Genomic DNA, 22171 nt, shown 5'->3' on the forward strand with positions numbered 1-22171 from the left:
AGCTAGTCTTTAATACCTAAGGCGCGTTTGACTGGTTTGAAACTTTTGCGATGCTCTGCAATGACGCCATGCTGTTCAATGGCTTCAAAATGCGCTTTCGTTGGATAGCCTTTATGTTTAGCAAAACCAAATTGTGGATGTTGCTGATCAAGCTCTTCCATCTCTTGGTCGCGAACGACTTTAGCTATAATCGATGCTGCACTGATTTCTGCGACACGTAAGTCTCCCTTAACGACCGCTTGAGCATCCATTGGTAACGTTGGCGTTCGGTTGCCATCAATAAGCACCATATCAGGTTGTACTTGCAGTCCAGCGACCGCACGCTGCATTGCTACCATGGTCGCTTGTAGGATGTTTAACTCATCGATTTCTGTTGGAGAACAACGCCCAACTGCCCATGCCAGCGCTTTTTCTTTTATCTCAGGATAAAGGGCGAGTCGTTTCTTCTCGGAAAGTTTCTTTGAGTCGTTCAACCCTTCAATCGGATTGTTGGGATCCAAGATAACCGCGGCTGTGACGACATCACCCACTAAAGGGCCTCGACCTACCTCATCCACACCCGCGACTAGTGAGTAACCTTGCGGATAATCAAAGGGGGGAAGCTCAGCACTTTTTTTCTTCGTTGTCATAACTTTCCAATTAGATTTAACACTGCATTTGCCGCTTGTTTATCGGCATCTTTACGAATCCAGTGGTGCATTTCCGTGAATTTGGCAATCACCGCACTGTTGTCACTATTAAGAAGCTTGGTGAGCTCATTGTACAAGTTTTCCGGCGTACAAGCTTCTAACAGAAACTCTTTTACTATCTCATCATCGGCGAGAATATTTGGTAAGGAAACGTATTTGGTTTTCACTAAACGCTTGGCCAGAAATGCGGTTATTGCATTCATTTTATAACCAACGACCATTGGTCTTTTAAGTAGCATGCACTCTAAAGCTACGGTGCCAGACGCCAATAATACTGCATCTGCAGCGGTAATAACGTTACGTGCGGTATCTTGAACAATGTGAAATTCAAGCTGAGGCGCAATTTTCTGCCAAGCTTCAATAAACTGCTGTTTACGCTTTTCGTTGACAGCAGCCACCACAAAACCAAGATTTGGGTCGTCTTGATGCAGTTTCACACAGGTTTCAATAAACGGTTGTGAAAGCATCTTCAACTCGTTACCACGACTACCAGGTAAGACCGCTAGCCACTTTTTATCAGGCGCTAATCCTAAAAGCTCGCGAGCTTGTTGTGCATCCGATTCTAGAGGGATGGCATCAGCCAAAGTATGGCCGACAAACTCACAAGGCACTTGGAATTTGTCATAGAAAGCTTTTTCAAATGGCAAGAAAGCAAGTACGAGGTTAGTCGCCTCAGCAATCTTATGAATACGCTTTTGTCTCCACGCCCAAACAGAAGGACTGACATAGTGTACCGTTTTTGTTCCAGCTTGTTTAAGGTCCAATTCGAGACGCAAGTTGAAATCAGGGGCATCTATACCGACAAACACATCTACCGGGTTTTGAGTAAAGTATTTCACCAACCCTGCTTTAACATGCAACAACCGTTTCAAGCGCCCAAGAACTTCTACCAATCCCATGACCGCAAGCTCTTCCATATCGAAAAGAGACTCGCAACCTTGAGCTATCATTTTAGGGCCACCGATACCAACAAACTCGGCATCTGGATATTGTTGCTTTATTGCTTTAATGAAGCCCTCTCCCAGAGTATCTCCGGAAAGTTCGCCAGCTACGATACCAATTCGCAATGGTCGTTCCATTACCAGTCCTTATTTTCGCCAAATTTCTCGAATACCATAAAACAGAAAAAGACCGCTAACTGATTAGCGATCTTTTTATACTTACGTGACCAACGTTAGCGGATAATGCCACGCTCAGAGCTTTCCAAAATATCCACAAAACGCTGAACTGATGCCCACTCTTGCGCCATTTCCTCAAGCACAGGCTTTACCTCTGCCAGTGTCTTGCCTGAACGGTAGATCTCTTTGTACGCTTTTTGCAAAGCACGCAGTTCTGGCTTCTCGAAACCGTTACGCTTTAATCCCACTAAGTTGAGACCAAACGGTGTTGCATGGTTGCCTTGCGCAAGAACGTATGGTGGTACATCTTGTACTACTGCCGAACAGCCGCCAACATAAGCGTAAGCGCCAACTGTGCAGAACGGGTGGATCGCCGACAATGCCATAACTCCAGCATGATCACCAACCGTTACATGACCACCGAGAATAGCATTGTTACCAATGTGTGTGTGGTTGCCCACAATCACATCATGCGCAATATGAGCATTTACACAAAGAAGGTTGTCATTACCGACCACTGTCTGGGTCTTATCTTGAACAGTACCACGATGAATTTGTACGCTCTCGCGGATGACATTCCGGTCGCCAACCACAACTCGCGTATCTTCACCACCGTATTTCTTATCTTGGTTTTCTTCACCAATGATCGCTTGAGGGAATACTCGGTTATCGTTACCTATTGTAGTATGACCCTTAATAACAACATGCGACATAATCTCATTGTTCTCACCAATTGTGATATCACCTGAGATATAGGTAAAAGGACCTACTGTGGTATTTGCACCAATAGTGACGTTCCCTTCGATAACGGCACTAGGATGAATCTTAGCGGTTTCATGAATCATATTAAAACTCTCGACGAGCACACTTTAGCTCAGCAGAACAAACAACCTCACCATCAACCTTTGCTACGCCGTTGAAGGCAGCAATACCGCGACGCTCCTTGATAAATTCCACTTCAATAATCAATTGATCACCTGGTACAACTGGCTTGCGGAACTTCGCTTTATCGACACTCGCAAAGTAGTACAGCTCATTGCCTTTTGGCGCACCAAACGATTTAAATGCCAATAGACCCGTCGCTTGAGCCATAGCTTCTAAAATCAACACACCAGGAAACACAGGTAATTGCGGAAAGTGCCCTGTAAATTGTGGTTCATTCACAGACACATTTTTAATGGCGGTTAGATACTTTTCTTCTTGATAATCGGTAACGCGATCGATCAACAGAAACGGATAGCGATGAGGAAGCAGTTCCTGGATCTCAGTGATTGTCATTGTTTTTGTATCAGTGCTCAAAGTAAAAATCCTATTATCAATTCTTTTTCTAACTAGAGGCATTATATACCCAAATGCCACTTAGTGTCAGTTCGGGGGGGAGCATTGCTCAACCTAGCGTTATCTGACACACATAAAAAGACTCGCCTAAGCGAGCCTTCATTTTTAAGCCACAGAAGTTAGTCTTCTGTTTGCTCTAGCAGTTTTTCAACTGCTTTGAGGCGCTTGTTCATCTCATCAATACGATGGACTCGAGTAGCCGTTTTGCGCCACTCTTTGTTGGTCTGTAGTGGAATACCTGATGAGTAGATGCCTTTTTCTGGCAAGCTACGCATGACCATTCCCATACCTGTGACAATAACACCATCAGCAATTTCGATATGTCCATTGAGAACACTCGCACCACCAATTTGGCAGTATTTACCGATTTTGGTGCTACCAGCAACAATAGTACCACCAGCCATTGCTGTGCCATATCCGATGTGCACGTTATGAGCAATTTGCATCTGGTTATCAATGATTACATTGTCTTCGATGATGGTGTCGTCCAGCGCACCGCGGTCGATAGTGGTACAAGCACCAATTTCTACACGGTTTCCAATTCGCACGGTACCGACTTGAGGAATTTTGACCCACTCGCCTTTTTCATTAGCGTAGCCAAAACCATCAGAACCAATGACAGTACTTGACTGCACTAAACAATCGTCACCAAGCACTACATCATGATAAATCGATACATTAGCCCAAAGCTTAGTATTGCGACCTAGCTTAGCACCCTTTCCGATAAAGCAACCCGCGCCGACAATTACGTTGTCGCCAAGTTCTGCTCCGGCTTCAATCACAGCATTGGCGCCTACGGATACATTCTCACCCAAGCAGGCCTCTGAAGAGACCACTGCACTTGGCGCAATACCAGATGCAGCAGGAGCTGGAGTAGTATCTAACGCTTGGGCGACTTTAGCATAGGCCACATAAGGATCAGCAACCACTAGAGCATTGGTTTTGCAATGCTCTAACTCACTGGCTTTCACCATGATTGCCGATGCTTGGCATTCACCAAGATGCTTTGCGTATTTTACATTAGTGAGGAAAGTAATTTGTCCCTCACCTGCGCTGTTCATAGGCGCTACCGCACTAATTAGCGTGCTCTCATTACCATGGATTTCCCCACCAGTAATCTCCGCTAATTGTGCTAACGTCAATGCTGTCATGTCTAACCTACTGCAATACTGTTACTTAAGTGAGTCGATAACTTTCTTCGAGATGTTGAACTCTTCTTTTGCATAACCAACCGCCTGAATATCGATGATCATGTCGTAGCCTTCTTTTTTTGCTACTTTTTCAACTGCTTCTTGGATGGTCTTAAACAGCTTCTGCTTTTCTTCCGCTTCACGACGCTGGCTCTCTTTTTCTAGAGCTTGGCCTTTGATCTTATATTTGCTATCTAGCTGACCAATCTCGATACGTAGTTTCTCGATTTCATCTTTACCTAGTAGCTCACCATCACGTTGAAGTTTTTCCATCTTCTTAGCTGCATCCGCTTGAATCGCTTGAAGCTCGGCAGCTTTGTCTTTGAACTCATTCTGTAATTTTTGCAGTGTTGCTTCACGCTGTGGAAGTGCTTGGAAAACTTGAAGCGTATTCACATAGCCAATTTTCTGCGCCGCTTCTGCTGCGTTTGCAAACAGTGAAGACGTAAGGATAACTAGGCCAAGTCCAGCCGCTTTCATTAATTTTTTCAAGGTCGATTCCTCTGTTCGTATAGAAACTATTTTCGTTACAAAATATATAGTTAGAAAGTATTACCAATCGTGAAGGTAAAGGCTTCTGTTTTATCGCCTTCAAACTTCTTAACTGGTGTTGCGAGTGAGAATACAAGAGGCCCCATTGGAGACATCCACTGTACTGCTACACCTACCGACGCTCGGTAATTCGACGGATCCGAGTAATCGTAATAATACTGGCTTCCAGGCATGTTAGGGTCTGGTGAAACATAAGTAAACTCTGTGTCCCAAAGGCTCGCAGCATCCATAAACAAGCTAGTACGAATTTGGTTGCGGAACTCATCCGAAGCAAATGGCGTCGGGACAATCAACTCAACACTAGCAAGCGCTACTGCGTTACCACCCACTGACTGGTCAGTCGCGGAGTAACACGGGTTATTCCCACCTACATTACCGCAACCACCACCATTTGGATCGTTATAGACTGCTTTGGGGCCTACCGAGTTCTGACGGAAACCACGCAGTGTTGAGAAACCACCCACATAGAAGTTTTCGTAGAATGGTAGCAAGTTATCATTGCCATTGGTTTGACCATAACCGTTACCGTAACCTAAGCGACCTTTCAACAATAACGTAAAACTGTGACTATCGGTAATAGGAAAATACTGTCTTACGTCATATTGAGTCTTGAAGTATTGAACATCCGATCCAGGAACCGTCACTTTACCATAGAGTTTTTGATGGTTACCTGCGGTCGGGAAACGTCCACGGTTTAAATTATTTCGAGTCCAAGCTGCCGTTAAGTGGAAATCATCCGTAATCAAGTTACCTTCAGAATCACGGTTCTTCTCTTGAGCTTGCAGGAACTTCTCAATTTGAACGTACTCTTTGATGTTACCTAATCGGCTATGTGTATAGCCGCCACCAAACTCTAGGTAGTTAAGTTCATCGACCGGGAAACCCCAAGTCAACGTACCACCATAACTTTGGTCGGTATAGTCAACGATACCTGCTTTCGATGCTTCAAACTCATTGTAGAAAATCTGACCACCAAGACTGACACCATCTAGGTTCCAGTATGGGTCGCGATAATCCAACGTTATGTTTTTCTGATACTTGTTGGTCATCGCACTGATACCAACTCGGTCACCAGAACCTGCAAAGTTATCTTGCTGGAGACCAACCTGGAAGCTAATACCTGATTCGGTACCGTAACCGACACCAAAGTTAATGCTTCCTGAGTTTGCCTCTTTGACATCATATACCAAGTCTACTTGATCATCAGAACCAGGCACACGAACTGTTTGAACATCAACCGTTTCAAAGAAACCTAATCGGTTCAAACGGTTTTTACCGGTTTCAATAGACTTTGAGTTCAACCAACTCGATTCCATCTGACGCATTTCACGACGTAACACTTCATCTTTGGTGGAGTTGTTACCTGTGAATCGAATATCGCGAACATAAATACGGTTTCCAGCTTCAACATTGATGACCAAAGAAACTTGGTTATTCTCATCATCAAACTCTGGAATGGTGCGTACTTGAGGGTAAGCATAGCCAGCTTCACCTAATACGCGCTTAATGTTCTCCTCTAATGCGGTAACACTAGAGCCGTTATAAGTATCGCCATCCTTAAATGGGATCATACTTTCAAATTCGGCTTGTTTGCCAATTAGCTGACCACGGAACGTCACATCTTTCACTTGATAAGGTTCGCCCTCATCGATACCTAGCGTGATGTAAACGCCTTTCTTGTCCGGAGAAATCGATACTTGAGTCGTATCGACTTTAAACTTTAAATAGCCACGATCGAGGTAAAACGACTTGAGAGCTTCAATATCACCTGCAAGAACTTGCTTCTGGTATTTATCATCTGCAAGGAAGTTCCACCACGCAACATCTACATTCAGATTAAAACGTGATAACAATTCCTGATCGCTAAAGACAGTATTACCGATAAAGTTGATCTGTTTGATCTTTGCCGAAACACCTTCAGAGAATACAAACTTCAAGTCGGCACGATTACGTGGCAACGGTGTAACCACCGCTTGAACCTTCGCGTTGTATTTACCGACACTGTAATAGAAATCTTCTAGACCTTTTTCGATATTACTTAACGTTGTGCGGTCTAGTGCTTCACCGACAATAACACCTGACGCATCAAGGTTTTGCTGTAGTTGCTCTTCCTTTATCGCGCTGTTACCTGAGAAAGAGATGCTCGCAATAGTTGGGCGCTCTTTCACACGTATTACCAGTGCATCTTTATCACGAAGAACCTTAATATCCTCAAAGTTACCCGATTGATAGAGGGCATTAATGATCTCTGAGATATCTTTACTGTCTACCGAATCACCAATACGTACAGGCATTTTCAAAAGAGCAGCACCTAGTGCTACCCTCTGCAAACCTTCGATTCGAATGTCCTGTACAACAAAATCCTCAGCCCCATTCGCCGACACGCTGGTCGCTAGTAGAGATGCGAATAGAATATGCTTAATCGCCATACCTGCTCTAATTAATCCTTGCTAATACCGCTGCCTAAATTCTGATATCAAAGGCGTGTAAAATCATTAAAAATTGCTATCAGCATCAATGAGAAGATAATAGCCCCTCCCACTCGATACCCCATTTCTTGTACTTTTTCTGGTACTGGTCTTCTAATTACTGCTTCAATTGCAAAGAACAGTAAATGTCCTCCATCAAGCATTGGCAATGGTACTAAGTTGATAATACCCAAGTTGACACTAATCAGCGCCAAGAAGCCTAAGAAATAAACCAGTCCATAATCTGCGGTTGTACCTGCCCCTTTCGCAATCGAAATAGGTCCGCTTAGGTTGTTTAGGCCAACATCACCCACGATCAGCTTTTTCAGCATAGAGATCGTAAGCTCGATAATTTGTCCCGTTTTCGCGATAGCTTTACCTACCGCTTCAACCGGCCCGTATTGAAGGTCAAAGCGATAACTCGCAGGCCACTCACCAATCTCTGGAGCGATACCCGCAAAGCCAATAACCGTGCCATCTCTTAGCTCACGTGACCCTGGAGTCAATGTTGTTGTTAATCGCTCACCGTCTCTCAGCACTTGTATAGTCACTGGACTATTTGGGTTCGCTTGAATCACATCTACGACTTGTTGCCATTGAGAGATGTCTTGCTCTCCAGCCGAGATAATAGTATCACCAACCTGAAGGCCAGCAGCCGAACCGGCTCCGTCTTCACTTACATTTGTCAGCGTTGTTTTAATCTCTGGGGTATACGGTTTAAAACCAAGCGTCCCCATAGCAGACTCTGTTTCTGGATTAAAGTTCCAGCCCGACAAATCAATTGTTAATTTTTTGTCCGTTCCTATTTGGCTATCTGATGAAACTGTGACCGTCATTTGATTATCGCCAATATGCGACACTAGCCCCAAATTAACCGATTCCCAGTCCAAGGTTGGCGTACCATCAATGGACTTAAACTCCATTCCTGATGTTAACCCAGCTTGTGCAGCAATCGAGTGCGGGGTAACTTCGCCAATAACAGGCTTGACCGCAGGCACACCAATCAAAAACACCAGCCAGTAAGCAAAGACCGCAAAAAAGAAGTTAAATGCTGGTCCTGCACCTACAATAGCGGTTCTTTTCCAGAGAGGCTTTTTATCAAAGGCATACTTGTGATCGGCTTCAGAGACTTCATCAACTCGACTATCGAGCATCTTGACATAGCCGCCTAAAGGAATAACGGAGATACTATACTCAGTCCCATCTTTACCGACTTTAGACCAAATCGATTTACCGAAACCAATCGAGAACTTTTCGACATACACACCACACTTTCGCGCTACCCAAAAGTGACCGTATTCATGTACCGCGACTAGAATCCCTAGCGCAACGATAAAGGACGCGAAGTTCCAAAGGATGTCCGTCATATCAAAAATTCTCTCACTAAATCGAACGCACGATTTCTCGTGCATAGTTTCGAGCCATTCTATCTAGCTCAAGAATAGTTTCCAAGTTATCTAATTGTATAAATTCATTTGCTGAACAGACTTTCGACATAACGCGCTCATTTACCACGCTAATATCAGTAAAACGGATTTTTTCCGACAAGAAGGCTTCAACCGCAATTTCATTTGCGGCATTGATAGCCGTGGTTGCATGTTGCCCTTCAAAACAGGCATCTATTGCTAACGCTAAGCAAGGATACTTAGCATAGTCTGGAGCCATAAAAGTCAATTCACCGATTGTCGTAAAATCAAGAGGAGCTACACCAGAAGGGATTCGGTCGGGATAAGACATCGAATAAGCAATCGGCGTTGCCATATCTGGCTGTCCCATCTGTGCTAAGACCGAACCATCATTGTATTGCACCATAGAGTGAATAACCGATTGAGGATGAATGACCACTTTTAGCTGCTCTCGATTGGTATTGAATAGCCAGCGGGCCTCAATAAACTCCAAACCTTTGTTCATCATTGTTGCAGAATCAACAGAAATTTTTGGCCCCATCGACCAATTTGGATGAGCAATTGCCTGTGCAGGTGTTACTGAAGAAAGCGTTGAAACGTCAGTATATCGAAAAGGGCCACCCGAACCGGTTAAAAGGATATGATTGATACCCGCTTCAGATAACTGGCAGTTCCCAAGATTGGTTTGAATATTCGCAGGTAAACATTGGAATATGGCGTTATGTTCACTATCAACGGGTAGCAACTGAGCACCAGATTCGTACACGGCGTCCATAAATAGCTTACCAGACATGACCAGCGCTTCTTTATTAGCTAACAGTACACGTTTGCCTGCTTTCACAGCAGCAAGCGTAGGTAACAAACCCGCAGCACCGACGATAGCAGCCATTACAACGTCGACATCTTTGGATTCCGATACCATGCACATGGCTTGTTGACCAAACAGTACTTCGGTTCTCATATTGCTAGGAAGTAGTCGCTTTAGCTCTGACGCATCCGCTTCGTCATTCAGAACCGCAAACTTGGGTTTCCAAATGGAGCAAAGCTCAGCCATTTTGGCTACGTTTTTACCACCAACAAGAGCATAGATAGCGAAAGATGAAGGATTTTCTGAAACGACCTTTAGAGTGCTTGCTCCAATAGAACCAGTAGCGCCTAGAATGGTTAAATTTTGCATGCTATTACAACCGCTTATAAGTCAACCAGAGAATAAGAGCTTACTCTCTGGTTGGGGAGATTAGAAAATGAGATAAAGGAGAGCAAATACAGGAAATGCTGCGGTTAGACTATCCACACGATCGAGAACACCACCATGACCAGGGATAATATTACTGCTGTCTTTTATCTTCGATACTCGTTTGAACATACTTTCCACTAAGTCGCCCAGCACTGAAATAACCACTGTGGCAAGAGTAATGATAGTCATACTGGCATAGCTCGTAAACTGAATATCAAAGAGTGATGAACTTCCCCACGCGACAACCAAAGCAGCCGCAATGCCGCCAATCAAACCCTCGATGGTTTTGTTAGGGCTTACATGAGGCGCCATCTTACGCTTACCTAAACTTTTTCCAGCAAAGTAAGCACCGCTATCTGCAGCCCAAACGATCAAACAAACAAACAGAACCAGTTTTGAGCCGTAATAAGGGTCTAAGTAATAGTGCTGTCCTCTCAAGATAACAATGCTCCATAGAAATGGTAGCAAAGTTAGTAGTCCGAATAGATGTCGCAGTACATTAGAGTGCTCCCACAGTCCCGCGGACTTAGGGTACGTCATCGCTAGACTACTCGCAATGAGCCACCAGCTAAAGCCAATACCCAGCAATAAAAGGTGCAATGAATCGACCTGATTCAAAGAGACAATGTCAGAAGGGACAATGAACAAAGAGAGTCCAACAGTAAGGACAGGAGGAATTAAGGCTAGCAGCCGAGAACGAGTAAGAGTAAATTGAGTCCACTCCCACGCTCCAATAAGCGTAACAGCGGCAACAAAACCTATGAACCAAGTTAATGGCAGTGAAAAAATACCCCAAACCACCAGCGGAGCTAGTATTAGGGCGGTAATAATTCGTTGTTTCAAATTAAATCGTCCTTAATTGGCTTCCATTAACGCTTTGACTTGCTCTCCGGTACAACCGAAGCGTCGTTCGCGATTCACAAACCAAGTGATTGCCTTTATTAGGCTGTCCTCGTTAAATTCTGGCCAGTACTCATCCGTGAAATACATTTCGGCATACGCCATTTGCCAAAGCATAAAGTTACTAATGCGACATTCGCCGCTGGTACGGATCAGTAAGTCGACATCTGGCAAATCAGACATAGTGACATAACGACCGATCATATCTTCAGTTATGTCATCGGCTGACAACTCGCCTCGCTCCACTAAACCAGCCAGCGTTTTAGTTGCCTGTAAAATATCCCATTTACCACCATAGTTTGCAGCGATGTTGATAACAGTACCTGTATTGTTTTCTGTCAACTTCTCTGCTTCGGCGATTTTTCTTTGCAATCTGTCGTTAAAACGAGATTTATCGCCAATGATACAAAGTCTTAAGTTATTCTGATGAAGTTTATTAATTTCACTCGACAGAACGCTAATAAAGAGTTCCATCAACAAGCCAACTTCATCTTCAGGCCTACGCCAATTCTCACTGCTAAACGCAAACAGTGTTACGGCTTGAATATTCAGCTTTGCAGCGGTAGAAATGGTCTTACGGACAGCAGAAACCCCTTTTTTATGCCCGAAAACTCGTGGTTTTCCCTTAGATTTTGCCCAACGTCCATTACCATCCATGATGATAGCGATATGTTTTGGAAGGGAATCATTGACGATGTGTGAGTTTTGCATAAAAGAGTATAGTTATAATTCGGGTCGGACAGGGTAGCATAAAAAAACGCTGTGCTGTCAGCACAGCGTTCAAACTAGAACTGAGTGGTGAAATATTAGACTTCCATCAACTCTTTTTCTTTTGCAGCAAGCAGTTCGTCAACATTTTTCACTGCTGCATCGGTAAGCTTTTGAATCTCATCTTGTGCTTTACGATCTTCATCTTCAGAGATTTCTTTATCTTTCAGTAGCGCTTTCAGGTCACCGTTAGCGTCACGACGGATATTACGGATTGCCACACGGCCGCCTTCAGCTTCACCACGAACGATCTTCACTAGGTCTTTACGACGCTCTTCTGTTAGTGGTGGAAGTGGTACGCGGATAACCGTACCCGCAGACATTGGGTTTAAACCAAGGTCAGAAGTCAGAATCGCTTTTTCAACTTTAGGCGCAAGCTCTTTATCGAATACTGTAATAGCAAGTGTACGCGCGTCTTCAGCAATAACGTTTGCTACTTGGTTTAGAGGTGTTGGCGCACCGTAATATTCAACAGAGATACCTTGAAGAAGGCTTGGGTGTGCACGACCTGTGCGAATTTTAGTTAGGTTATTCTTAAGTGCTTCAACACTTTTTGCCATGCGCTCTTGAGCGTCTTGTTGGATTTCGTTAATCACAATATCACCTTAAATAATAGTAACCTGAAAGCCGGTCTGCTTTCAGGCTATGTCCTTCGATAATTCTGGTTAAGAGTGTACTCTTATTCTGCGTCGCTGATAAGTGTGCCTTCTGCTTCGCCCATCACAACACGACGCAATGCACCTGGCTTATTCATGTTGAATACGCGGATTGGCATCTTATGGTCACGAGCCAATGTGAATGCCGCCAAGTCCATTACTTTCAGCTCTTTCTCTAGAACTGCACTGTAAGAAAGCTTATCACATAAAACTGCATCAGGGTTAGCCACTGGATCAGCCGTGAAAACACCATCTACTTTTGTTGCTTTAAGCACAACATCAGCTTCGATTTCGATACCACGAAGACACGCAGCAGAGTCAGTTGTGAAGAATGGGTTACCAGTACCTGCAGAGAAAATTACGACGCGACCTTGACGTAATTCGCGAATAGCATCAGCCCAGTTGTAATCGTCACAAACACCTTTAAGAGGGATAGCAGACATAACACGAGCGTTCACATACGCACGGTGAAGAGCATCACGCATAGCTAGGCCATTCATAACCGTTGCTAACATACCCATGTGATCACCAACTACACGGTTCATGCCTGCTTCAGCAAGGCCTGCACCACGGAACAAGTTACCACCACCAATGACCACACCAACTTGAACACCCAGTTCAACCAGTTCTTTAACCTCTTGTGCCATACGGTCAAGGATTTTTGGATCGATACCAAAGCCTTCCTCGCCTTGTAGCGCTTCACCACTAAGTTTTAACAGAATACGTTGATAAGCTGGTTTAGGGTTCGTTGTCATGAAGTATACCTTCCAAAGAGTTATCGATTAACGGTCATGGCTTGAGACTAGTATAGACTCAACTCATGACGGCTAAAAAATGACAGATAGCCTAGTCGTAAAAAGACCGTAGCCAAGGCCACGGTCTTTTCATCAACAAATCATCAAGGATTAACCTTTCTGAGCTGCTGCTACTTCGTCAGCGAAGCTCATTTGCTCGCCCTTGTCGATGCCTTCACCAACTTCTAGACGTACAAAAGTAGCTACTGATGCGCCACGCTCTTTAAGGATTTCGCCAACAGTTTTCTTTGGCTCCATTACGAACGCTTGACCAGTTAGAGAGATTTCGCCAGTGAATTTCTTCATGCGGCCAACAACCATCTTCTCAGCGATCTCAGCAGGCTTGCCTTCGTTCATAGCGATTTCAACTTGAACAGCTTTCTCTTTTTCTACTACGTCTGCAGGTACGTCTTCTGGGTTAACGAACTCTGGACGAGAAGCAGCAACGTGCATAGCAACGTGCTTAAGAGTTTCTGCGTCGCCTTCACCAGCAACAACAACACCGATCTTCTCACCGTGACGGTAAGTAGCGATAGCAGCGCCTTCAACGTACTGCACGCGACGGATGTTGATGTTTTCACCGATCTTAGCAACAAGAGTAACACGCTCGTCTTCGAACTTAGCTACTAGCTCTTCAGCAGTTGCTTTAGTTGCTAGAGCTTCGTCAGCTACTTTCTCAGCAAATGCTGTGAAGTTTGCATCTTTAGCAACGAAGTCAGTTTGGCAGTTAACTTCAAGAAGAGCAGCAACGCCGTTCTCTTCTTTAATGATGATCGCGCCTTCAGCAGCGATGTTACCTGCTTTTTTAGCAGCTTTAGCAGCGCCAGACTTACGCATGTTTTCAATTGCTAGTTCGATGTCGCCGTTAGTTTCAACAAGCGCTTTCTTACATTCCATCATGCCTGCGCCAGTGCGGTCGCGCAGTTCTTTAACTAGAGCAGCAGTAACAGCCATTCTCTATTCCTCAGTTGATTCTGATTAGGGTAAAAATCAGGGGCTCTCATTCGGCCCCTGATGCTAACTATAACTCAGTTTATATGAAGACTAGATGTCTACGAAACTAAGTGTGACTTCGAGCCGCTATTATTCAGCTTCTTCTACGAAACCGTCTTTGTCAGCTACAGCTGCAACGTCTTTGTTACGACCTTCTTTAACCGCGTCTGCAGCAGCGTTTAGATAAAGCTGTACTGCACGGATTGCGTCGTCGTTACCTGGGATAACGTAGTCAACGCCGTCTGGGTTAGAGTTAGTATCAACAACAGCAAATACTGGGATACCTAGGTTGTTTGCTTCTTTAACAGCGATGTGCTCGTGATCAGCGTCGATTACGAATAGAGCGTCTGGTAGACCGCCCATGTTCTTGATACCACCAAGAGACTTCTCTAGCTTCTCCATTTCGCGAGTGCGCATTAGAGCTTCTTTCTTAGTTAGTTTCTCGAAAGTACCGTCTTGAGCTTGTGCTTCGAAATCTTTTAGACGCTTGATAGACTGACGAACAGTTTTGTAGTTCGTTAGCATACCGCCCAACCAACGGTTGTTCACGTAGAACTGGTCAGCGTTGATTGCAGCTTCTTTAACAGCTTCAGATGCAGCGCGCTTAGTACCAACGAAAAGAACTTTACCTTTCTTCTCACCGATTTTAGCTAGTTCAGCTAGTGCATCGTTGAACATTGGTACAGTTTTTTCTAGGTTGATGATATGTACGCGGTTACGAGCACCAAAGATGAATGGCTTCATTTTTGGGTTCCAGTAACGAGTCTGGTGACCGAAGTGAACACCAGCTTTTAGCATATCGCGCATTGATACAGTTGCCATTTTAAATTCCTCTATGGGGTTAGGCCTCCACATTTCCCATGAATCCGACTTGGTATGAATGATTACTCAAGCACCCCGGAACATGTGACGAAATGTGTGTGATTTAAATTAAAGTTAATGGGAACAAAACCGAGCTCGCCGATTCGAAGAAACTAAGTCCTGTTTCCGGCGCGCTTTATACCATAATTTGGCCACTGATTTCTACAAAAATCGCAATAAATGTACAAAGTACAATCATCACTGCAGTGAGTTTTTAACTAAACCCAACTAAAATGAATCACGTACATAACTACAAACGAGTTTTATTCTTGTTGCGCTTAATCTCGCCACTGATAGAATAACCCGTCAATTTAGAAAGCAGAGAACACAGATGTCTATCAAAATCAAAACTGAAGCTGAAATCGAAAGAATGCGTATCGCAGGTAAGCTTGCAGCAGAGCTTTTAGAAATGATCGAGCCTCATGTAAAGGAAGGGGTCACGACTGAGGAGCTAGATAGAATTTGTGCTGAATATACTCGTGAGAAAGGGGCGTATTCAGCGCCACTCGATTACCACGGTTATCCAAAATCAATCTGTACATCTATCAACCATATCGTTTGTCACGGTATCCCAGCAGAACAAGACGCAATGGGTACTACAGGTAAACTAAAACCGGCTGTTCTAAAAAATGGCGATATCGTCAACGTAGACGTGACAGTTATTATTCCTAACGATGAAAATGCCTCACTAGACACTCGTCCAGAAGGTTATCACGGCGATACATCAAAAATGTTTTTAGTCGGTGATGTTTCACCTGCTGATAAGCGCCTATGCATGGTTGCTCAAGAAGCATTATATCTAGGTATGAAGACCGTCAAGCCTGGTTCCACAGTTGGTGCTATCGGTACTGAGATCGAAAAGTTCATTAAAACGAATAACAAGAACAACCCACGTAATAAGTTCTCTATCGTGAAGGATTTTTGTGGCCACGGTATCGGTTCTGAGTTCCATGAGGAGCCACAAGTGGTTCACTACAAAAACAACGACCGCCGTGTACTAAAAGAAGGTATGGTGTTCACTATTGAGCCAATGATCAATGCTGGTAAGTTTGGCTGCAGCATTGACGCAGAAGACGACTGGACAGTCTATACTGGCGACGGCAAAAACTCCGCGCAATGGGAACATACGATTGTGGTAACCAAAACAGGTTGCGAAGTACTGACCTTACGTAGCGATGAATCTATTCCTCGTCACATGAACAATATCTAGCCATTCCGCTTCGATTCAAAAATATCCCCAAACACTGGGGATATTTTTTTATCTGAATCATTTTGGTATAACCGTAGTTAGAATCTTTTTTGCTTGCACGGATCGCACTCATGACTTTTCAGAGCCCAACCACACTAAGCGACGAACAACTCACGATCAGCGAGTTAAAGTCACAATTAGAAACCTTTTCTGAACATCAGAAACAGGAGTTCTTAAATCACCACCCTATTACCGATTTGGTCCTAGGTCGCTCAGATTACATTGACCAGTTACTTAACCGGTTATGGCAGTTCACTGGTCTCGCTAACCAAACCAACCTAGCGCTAGTAGCTGTAGGTGGATATGGTCGCGGCGAACTGCACCCGCTATCGGATATCGATATTCTGGTGGTCTCGCGCAAAAAGCTTCCAGCGAACCTTGAAAGCACCATCAGTGAATTCATTACCCTACTTTGGGATCTGAGATTAGAAGTCGGCCACGCAGTAAGAACCGTTCAAGAATGCCTAGAAATCGGCCAGTCGGACTTAACCGTCGCCACCAATCTTCAAGAGGCACGCTTGCTATGTGGCAGCGAAGACACCTTTTCCTTACTTAAGAGCCAGATTGATTCCGAAGAATTTTGGCCCTCAGAAACCTTTTATCACGCAAAAATCGAAGAACAACGCACTCGTCACGCCAAGTACCACGACACCACCTACAATCTAGAACCCGATATTAAATCAACACCGGGCGGATTGCGTGATATCCATACTCTAAGTTGGGTAGCGCGCAGCCACTTTGGCGCTACTTCCTTGTACGAGATGAGCCGATTTGGTTTCCTCACCGATGCAGAGTACCGAGAACTCGTCGAGTGCCAGAACTTTCTCTGGCGCGTGCGCTTTGCACTACACATCGAACTACGACGCTACGACAATCGGCTAACCTTCGCTCATCAAGCTCAAGTGGCCGAGAACTTAGGCTTTGTTGGTGAAGACAACGTAGCGGTCGAGATGATGATGAAAGAGTTCTATCGAACACTACGACGTGTCGCTGAACTGAATAAGATGTTGTTGAAACTGTTTGATCAAGCCATCGTCAATAAAGGTAAGATTCAAGACGCTATCGTCATTAACGATGATTTCCAGCGCAGGGGCAAACTCATAGAAGCAAGAAAGCCTGCGCTGTTTCAAGCTAGGCCAGAAACCATCTTAGATATGTTTATTCATATCGCTAATGACTCGAGTATTGAAGGCGTCAGCCCAGCAACATTGCGTCAATTACGTACTGCTCGACGTCGATTAAACAAGTTTTTGCACACCATTCCGGCAGCAAGAGAGAAGTTTATGGATCTGGTTCGCCACCCGAACGCGCTGCACCGAGCGTTTCGCTTGATGCACAAGCTAGGGGTTTTATCGGCCTACCTGCCTCAGTGGAGTCAGATCGTTGGACAAATGCAATTTGACCTGTTTCATGTCTACACCGTTGACGAACACAGCGTCCGCCTGCTGAATCATATTCACACCTTTAGTATCGAGGAAAACTACTCCAAGCACCCCATTTGCTGCGAGGTCTATCCTCGTATGCAGAAAAAAGAGCTGCTTATCCTCGCTGCCATTTTTCATGATATCGGTAAAGGTCGAGGGGGCGATCACTCTGAGATCGGCGCTGTCGAAGCGTATGATTTTTGTATGGAACACGGCTTGTCTAAACCGGAAGCCAAACTGGTCTCTTGGTTAGTTCAAAATCACCTATTAATGTCGGTTACCGCTCAACGTCGTGATATTTACGACCCAGATGTGATTATCGAATTTGCTAAAAAAGTTCGCGATGAAGAATACCTTGAGTATCTAGTCTGCCTCACTGTTGCCGATATCTGTGCCACGAACCCAGAACTATGGAACAGTTGGAAGCGAACCTTGCTAGCTGAGCTCTTCTACTCCACACAGCGAGCACTCAGAAGAGGCCTAGAGAATCCCGTCGATGTTCGTGACCGTATTCGACACAATCAACAACTCTCTTCAGCGCTTCTACGTAAGCAAGGCTTTAACGCTCGAGAGATCGAAGTACTTTGGCAACGATTCAAGGCTGACTATTTCCTAAGACACACTCACAAGCAGATTGCCTGGCACAGTGAACACATCCTTAATGCCGATGATCCTACTAAGCCACTAGTGCTGATGAGTAAGAATGCGACACGTGGCGGCACTGAAGTCTTTGTATATTGCCAAGATCAGCCTGCATTGTTTGCCACAGTGGTTGCAGAACTCGATCGCCGTAATTTTAACGTGCATGACGCGCAGATCATGACCAGTAAGGACGGTTTCGTCCTTGATACCTTTATGGTGCTTGATCAACATGGTGATGCCATTGATGTAGAGCGACACTCCGCAGTGATCAAGCATTTGGTTCATGTCTTGGAGGATGGACGCCCTACCCGCGTGAAAACGCGTCGCGCACCAAGAAACCTAAAGCATTTCAATGTAAAAACTCAGGTCGACTTTTTACCCACTAAGGGGAAAAAGCGCACGCTGATGGAACTGGTCGCTTTAGATGCCCCAGGCTTACTAGCAAAAGTGGGAGCGACGTTTGCCCAGCTTGGCGTTAATCTACATGCGGCGAAAATCACTACAATTGGCGAACGTGCAGAAGACTTATTTATCTTAACAAGCGCAACGGGTGGCAGACTGTCTGAAGAGGAACAGAGCCAGCTAAAACAAAAACTGCATGACACAATTTCAGAACAAATTGCTAGTTAATAAATAGTTATCAGTAATAATGACTGGCCACACCGTCTTGGCCAGTCACCTAAATTAAAATTGCGCATCATTTAAGCGATCTCGTCCACATTTCTCTCTTATTTGTCTAATTATCAGCTATCTACCACATTAATTGCCTGCTACAGTTGTAGAGAAAACACACTGCAATAAGAGGTAACTTATGTATCCAAACCTCACAGGTTTAGGCATTCACGATCCTAAACAAATTGAGCGTTACTCACTACGACAAGAAGCGCACAAGGATGTGTTGAAGATATACTTTCATAAGCAAAAGGGCGAGCTCTTCGCCAAAAGCGTTAAGTTTAAGTATCCAAGACAAGTAAAGAATGTTCGTGTTAATAGCAGCAGTGGCAATTACAAAGAAGTCACCGAAATTAACCGCAATCTCACGCTTGTTATTGACGAATTAAATAAACTAACCAAACCTGTAGAAGTCGCCGAAGTCGATGTTAAGCAGAAAATCCTCACCGATCTTCGCCACTTAGAAAAAGTCGTTTCTAGCAAAATTGCCGAGATTGAAGCGGATTTAGAAAAGTTAAAATAATTAAAAAAAATGCTCCCATTGGGAGCATTTTTTATAGGCTTATCTATTAAGGTGTATAGAACGTTGCTGCGCCTGGACCTACTGGTAGACCTAGTAGGAATACCCAGATATAGAACAGTAAACTCCAACCAACCAAGAAACAGATAGAGTACGGCAACATAGTTGCGATTAGTGTACCAATACCTAGATTCTTCATATAGCGTGTTGCCACTGCCAGAATCAGTCCAAAGTAGCTCATCATAGGTGTGATGATGTTGGTGGTTGAATCACCAATACGGTATGCCGCCTGAATGGTTTCAGGAGCATAACCAACCAACATAAGCATTGGAACAAAGATAGGTGCTGTTACTGCCCACTGTGCAGACGCTGAACCAATCATTAGGTTGATAAAGCCACACATTAGGATAAATGCAAAAAACAGAGCAGGACCTGTTAGACCGATAGTCTGTAGGAAGTCAGCACCCGCTACAGCAAATACCTGACCAAAGTTCGTCCACTTAAAGAAAGCTACAAATTGTGCAGCAAAGAACACCAATACAATGTACATACCCATCGAAGACATAGACTTCGACATCGCATCGATCACGTCACGGTCATTCTTCATAGAGCCAGTCACTTTACCGTAGACAAAGCCCGGAATCGCGAAGAAGACAAAGATGAATGCTACGATACTCTTCAAGAACGGAGAACCTGCAACCTGACCATCAGCAGTACGAAGCACGCCATTTTCAGGAACAACAGTTGATGCAATGATTGCACTTACAACCAGTACTGCAATACCTGCCATTTTCAGGCCTTTCTTTTCTACTGCAGTCAGTGAACCCATGCTGTCATTAGAAAGATCTTCTGCTGCTTCTTCTTCATTGTATTTACCCAGTTTAGGCTCAACGATTTTTTCGGTAACAAAGGCACCTGTAATCGCAATGAAGAAGGTCGACACAAACATAAAGTACCAGTTAACCTCAGGGCCAACGGTATAGTTTGGATCGATCATTTGAGCGGCAGTTTCAGTAATACCTGATAATAGTGGATCCACAGTACCAATTAATAGGTTTGCTGAATAACCACCAGATACACCAGCAAACGCTGCTGCAAGACCTGCTAGAGGGTGACGTCCTAGAGAGTGGAACAGCATCGCTGCCAATGGAATAAGTACGACGTAACCAAGCTCTGAAGCAGTGTTAGAAATAATACCTGCAAATACAACGGTTACTGTTACCATGCGCTGAGACGCACCCATAACAAGACCACGCATTGCGGCAGATAGCATGCCAGAGTGTTCAGCAATTGCCACACCCAGCATAGCGACAAGAACGGTTCCTAATGGCGCAAAACCTGTGAAGTTTTTCACTAAGTTTGTCACGATTAGCTGTAAGCCTTCTGCGTTCAATAAGCTCACTACTTTAATCATACCGTCTGCTGCACGACCAGCAGCGCCTTCAGGGCGCGGATCGGCAACCGCTACGTCAAAGTAGCCGGCAATGCCTGACATAACTAAGATAGCAACACAGAAAATAGCAAACAGTGTGATTGGGTGGGGTAATAGATTCCCCAAGTACTCTACCGCGTCAAGAAAACGGGTAAATAGAGGCTTTTTTGGCTTGTTGTGTTTCATTGTGGCAGATGAACTCATCTGTCCCCTCCTTTTTTATTTGTCCTAGCATTCTTTACAAAGCCATGGTCGATTCCTGACAACTTTGTAAAAAAGCAGCCGCAGGGTACGTGAGGGAGCTCAACATTAAAAGCCGAAAATGTTGCTAATTGTAAATAATGCGCAATTTACATCCAGTTATTTAGCAGAAACACAACAACTTATAATGACAAAAATATAAAACAAAAAATAACAATCTCGTGACATATTTACCTTTTTGTAATATCGACAACCGATTAGGACTAAAAAAAGCTCAACTAAATCATCATTGAAAACACACTCAGCTTCTGAAATGATGGATTGTGATTTATGTGAACTAGGACTCAATTCGTGACTTACTCATTGGAGCCAATTGGCATCATTCATTCTCCTTACAAAGAGAAGTTTGCTGTACCGAGACAACCTCGGTTAGTCTCGAGCGCCACCGCAACAATTGTATTACAGGGTGACATCAATTGTCTGGAAGCCGTTCGCGGCCTTGAACAATTTTCTCACCTTTGGTTGCTGTTTCTCTTTGACCAAAACCTTGCCGCAGGCTGGAAACCTACAGTGAGACCACCTCGATTAGGAGGCAATGAACGAGTCGGAGTATTAGCCAGCCGCGCGACATTTCGTCCCAATGGTATCGGAATGTCTTCAGTTGAACTGAAAGGTATTCGTCAGCAAAGTTCCCAAGTCTTTATTGATGTGGGCAGTGTTGATCTTGTCGATGGCACCCCAATCGTCGATATCAAACCTTATATCCCTTATTCAGACTCAATCCCTGATGCCATCGGTGGCTATGCGGAATCTGAACCTGAATCGATTGAAGTCGCGTTTTCAGACATCGCATTAGAGGTACTTGCTAAGGACAAGGAGGTTGCCTATAAAACGCAAGTCATCAGAGAGGTACTCGCTCAAGATCCCCGACCTGCTTACAAAAAAAGTAAGGTTGATGATAAGGAATACGGAGTCAGACTCTTCGATTGGAACGTAAAATTCAAAATAATCGCGCAACTAGCCTTGGTAACTTCCATTGACTCTTTGTAGAAAGCGAATTG

At 44.3% G+C, this 22171-nt stretch carries 20 protein-coding genes; 4 read left to right on the forward strand and 16 right to left on the reverse strand.

What is annotated here, in order from left to right:
• Positions 1-2: 2 nt before the first annotated feature.
• From rnhB to rpsB, 15 genes are all read right to left on the reverse strand, one after another.
• Positions 3-629, reverse strand: a complete 627-nt coding sequence (gene rnhB, locus L2W36_RS19405; protein WP_031496237.1) for a ribonuclease HII — start codon at positions 627-629, stop codon at positions 3-5.
• A complete protein-coding gene (lpxB, locus tag L2W36_RS19410; RefSeq protein ID WP_236111216.1) occupies positions 626-1768 on the reverse strand; it encodes a lipid-A-disaccharide synthase in 1143 nt (380 codons plus the stop codon). Before lpxB ends, rnhB begins: the two co-directional genes overlap by 4 nt.
• A gap of 95 nt (positions 1769-1863) precedes the next feature.
• A complete protein-coding gene (gene lpxA / locus L2W36_RS19415; RefSeq protein WP_124940175.1) occupies positions 1864-2652 on the reverse strand; it encodes an acyl-ACP--UDP-N-acetylglucosamine O-acyltransferase in 789 nt (262 codons plus the stop codon).
• A 1-nt stretch (position 2653) separates the two neighbouring features.
• Positions 2654-3148, reverse strand: coding sequence for a 3-hydroxyacyl-ACP dehydratase FabZ (fabZ, locus tag L2W36_RS19420; protein ID WP_370736793.1), 495 nt, complete (start codon positions 3146-3148; stop codon positions 2654-2656).
• 116 nt (positions 3149-3264) lie between these two features.
• Positions 3265-4296 carry a UDP-3-O-(3-hydroxymyristoyl)glucosamine N-acyltransferase gene (gene lpxD / locus L2W36_RS19425; protein WP_006075358.1) on the reverse strand — a complete coding sequence of 344 codons (1032 nt, stop codon included), beginning with the start codon at positions 4294-4296 and terminating at the stop codon, positions 3265-3267.
• Positions 4297-4317: 21 nt separating this feature from the next.
• Entirely contained in the window at positions 4318-4827 is a 510-nt protein-coding gene (locus L2W36_RS19430; protein ID WP_038223300.1) for an OmpH family outer membrane protein, read from the reverse strand.
• A gap of 50 nt (positions 4828-4877) precedes the next feature.
• Complete coding sequence (gene bamA / locus L2W36_RS19435) at positions 4878-7316, reverse strand: outer membrane protein assembly factor BamA (protein WP_006075360.1); 2439 nt, start codon at positions 7314-7316, stop codon at positions 4878-4880.
• Between the two features lie 47 nt (positions 7317-7363).
• Complete coding sequence (gene rseP, locus L2W36_RS19440) at positions 7364-8722, reverse strand: sigma E protease regulator RseP (protein ID WP_236111218.1); 1359 nt, start codon at positions 8720-8722, stop codon at positions 7364-7366.
• A gap of 16 nt (positions 8723-8738) precedes the next feature.
• The gene (gene ispC / locus L2W36_RS19445) at positions 8739-9938 is read right to left on the reverse strand and encodes a 1-deoxy-D-xylulose-5-phosphate reductoisomerase (protein ID WP_236111219.1); all 1200 of its coding nucleotides are present in this window, start codon (positions 9936-9938) and stop codon (positions 8739-8741) included.
• Positions 9939-9998: 60 nt separating this feature from the next.
• Positions 9999-10841, reverse strand: coding sequence for a phosphatidate cytidylyltransferase (locus L2W36_RS19450; RefSeq protein ID WP_006075682.1), 843 nt, complete (start codon positions 10839-10841; stop codon positions 9999-10001).
• Between the two features lie 12 nt (positions 10842-10853).
• Positions 10854-11609, reverse strand: a complete 756-nt coding sequence (locus tag L2W36_RS19455) for an isoprenyl transferase (RefSeq protein WP_124940179.1) — start codon at positions 11607-11609, stop codon at positions 10854-10856.
• 95 nt (positions 11610-11704) lie between these two features.
• Positions 11705-12262 (reverse strand): ribosome recycling factor, encoded by a 558-nt coding sequence (frr, locus tag L2W36_RS19460; protein WP_031494736.1) that lies wholly within the window; start codon positions 12260-12262, stop codon positions 11705-11707.
• An 83-nt stretch (positions 12263-12345) separates the two neighbouring features.
• The gene (gene pyrH / locus L2W36_RS19465; protein ID WP_038227906.1) at positions 12346-13077 is read right to left on the reverse strand and encodes a UMP kinase; all 732 of its coding nucleotides are present in this window, start codon (positions 13075-13077) and stop codon (positions 12346-12348) included.
• Positions 13078-13227: 150 nt separating this feature from the next.
• Entirely contained in the window at positions 13228-14070 is an 843-nt protein-coding gene (tsf, locus tag L2W36_RS19470; protein WP_038227908.1) for a translation elongation factor Ts, read from the reverse strand.
• A gap of 129 nt (positions 14071-14199) precedes the next feature.
• On the reverse strand, positions 14200-14931 hold the full coding sequence (rpsB, locus tag L2W36_RS19475) for a 30S ribosomal protein S2 (protein WP_006072474.1): 732 nt from the start codon (positions 14929-14931) through the stop codon (positions 14200-14202).
• A 370-nt stretch (positions 14932-15301) separates the two neighbouring features.
• Between rpsB and map the strand changes: the two genes are divergently transcribed.
• The 3 genes from map (at position 15302) to L2W36_RS19490 (ending at position 19480) form a co-directional block, all read left to right on the forward strand.
• Positions 15302-16180 carry a type I methionyl aminopeptidase gene (gene map, locus L2W36_RS19480; RefSeq protein WP_236111220.1) on the forward strand — a complete coding sequence of 293 codons (879 nt, stop codon included), beginning with the start codon at positions 15302-15304 and terminating at the stop codon, positions 16178-16180.
• Positions 16181-16290: 110 nt separating this feature from the next.
• Entirely contained in the window at positions 16291-18915 is a 2625-nt protein-coding gene (glnD, locus tag L2W36_RS19485) for a bifunctional uridylyltransferase/uridylyl-removing protein GlnD (RefSeq protein WP_236111223.1), read from the forward strand.
• A gap of 181 nt (positions 18916-19096) precedes the next feature.
• Positions 19097-19480, forward strand: a complete 384-nt coding sequence (locus L2W36_RS19490; protein WP_006072480.1) for a DUF3461 family protein — start codon at positions 19097-19099, stop codon at positions 19478-19480.
• A gap of 46 nt (positions 19481-19526) precedes the next feature.
• On the opposite strand, the gene L2W36_RS19495 is transcribed toward L2W36_RS19490, so the two are convergent.
• A complete protein-coding gene (locus L2W36_RS19495) occupies positions 19527-21113 on the reverse strand; it encodes an AbgT family transporter (RefSeq protein ID WP_006072482.1) in 1587 nt (528 codons plus the stop codon).
• Between the two features lie 348 nt (positions 21114-21461).
• Here L2W36_RS19495 and tsaA point away from each other — a divergent pair, with 348 nt between their 5' ends.
• Positions 21462-22160 carry a tRNA (N6-threonylcarbamoyladenosine(37)-N6)-methyltransferase TrmO gene (gene tsaA, locus L2W36_RS19500; protein ID WP_236111224.1) on the forward strand — a complete coding sequence of 233 codons (699 nt, stop codon included), beginning with the start codon at positions 21462-21464 and terminating at the stop codon, positions 22158-22160.
• Positions 22161-22171: the final 11 nt, after the last annotated feature.

It is taken from the genome of Vibrio sp. McD22-P3 (assembly GCF_021568915.1).
GTDB lineage: Bacteria > Pseudomonadota > Gammaproteobacteria > Enterobacterales > Vibrionaceae > Vibrio > Vibrio mediterranei.

Excerpts from the sequence above, each read along its gene's own strand:
- L2W36_RS19490 (WP_006072480.1), top strand. The coding sequence starts at position 19,097 with ATGTATCCAAACCTCACAGGTTTAGGCATTCACGATCCTAAACAAATT.
- tsf (WP_038227908.1), bottom strand. The coding sequence starts at position 14,070 with ATGGCTGTTACTGCTGCTCTAGTTAAAGAACTGCGCGACCGCACTGGC.
- rnhB (WP_031496237.1), bottom strand. The coding sequence starts at position 629 with ATGACAACGAAGAAAAAAAGTGCTGAGCTTCCCCCCTTTGATTATCCG.
- ispC (WP_236111219.1), bottom strand. The coding sequence starts at position 9,938 with ATGCAAAATTTAACCATTCTAGGCGCTACTGGTTCTATTGGAGCAAGC.
- glnD (WP_236111223.1), top strand. The coding sequence starts at position 16,291 with ATGACTTTTCAGAGCCCAACCACACTAAGCGACGAACAACTCACGATC.
- lpxB (WP_236111216.1), bottom strand. The coding sequence starts at position 1,768 with ATGGAACGACCATTGCGAATTGGTATCGTAGCTGGCGAACTTTCCGGA.
- lpxA (WP_124940175.1), bottom strand. The coding sequence starts at position 2,652 with ATGATTCATGAAACCGCTAAGATTCATCCTAGTGCCGTTATCGAAGGG.
- rseP (WP_236111218.1), bottom strand. The coding sequence starts at position 8,722 with ATGACGGACATCCTTTGGAACTTCGCGTCCTTTATCGTTGCGCTAGGG.
- lpxD (WP_006075358.1), bottom strand. The coding sequence starts at position 4,296 with ATGACAGCATTGACGTTAGCACAATTAGCGGAGATTACTGGTGGGGAA.
- L2W36_RS19495 (WP_006072482.1), bottom strand. The coding sequence starts at position 21,113 with ATGAGTTCATCTGCCACAATGAAACACAACAAGCCAAAAAAGCCTCTA.
- rpsB (WP_006072474.1), bottom strand. The coding sequence starts at position 14,931 with ATGGCAACTGTATCAATGCGCGATATGCTAAAAGCTGGTGTTCACTTC.
- map (WP_236111220.1), top strand. The coding sequence starts at position 15,302 with ATGTCTATCAAAATCAAAACTGAAGCTGAAATCGAAAGAATGCGTATC.
- L2W36_RS19455 (WP_124940179.1), bottom strand. The coding sequence starts at position 11,609 with ATGCAAAACTCACACATCGTCAATGATTCCCTTCCAAAACATATCGCT.
- bamA (WP_006075360.1), bottom strand. The coding sequence starts at position 7,316 with ATGGCGATTAAGCATATTCTATTCGCATCTCTACTAGCGACCAGCGTG.
- fabZ (WP_370736793.1), bottom strand. The coding sequence starts at position 3,148 with ATGCCTCTAGTTAGAAAAAGAATTGATAATAGGATTTTTACTTTGAGC.
- pyrH (WP_038227906.1), bottom strand. The coding sequence starts at position 13,077 with ATGACAACGAACCCTAAACCAGCTTATCAACGTATTCTGTTAAAACTT.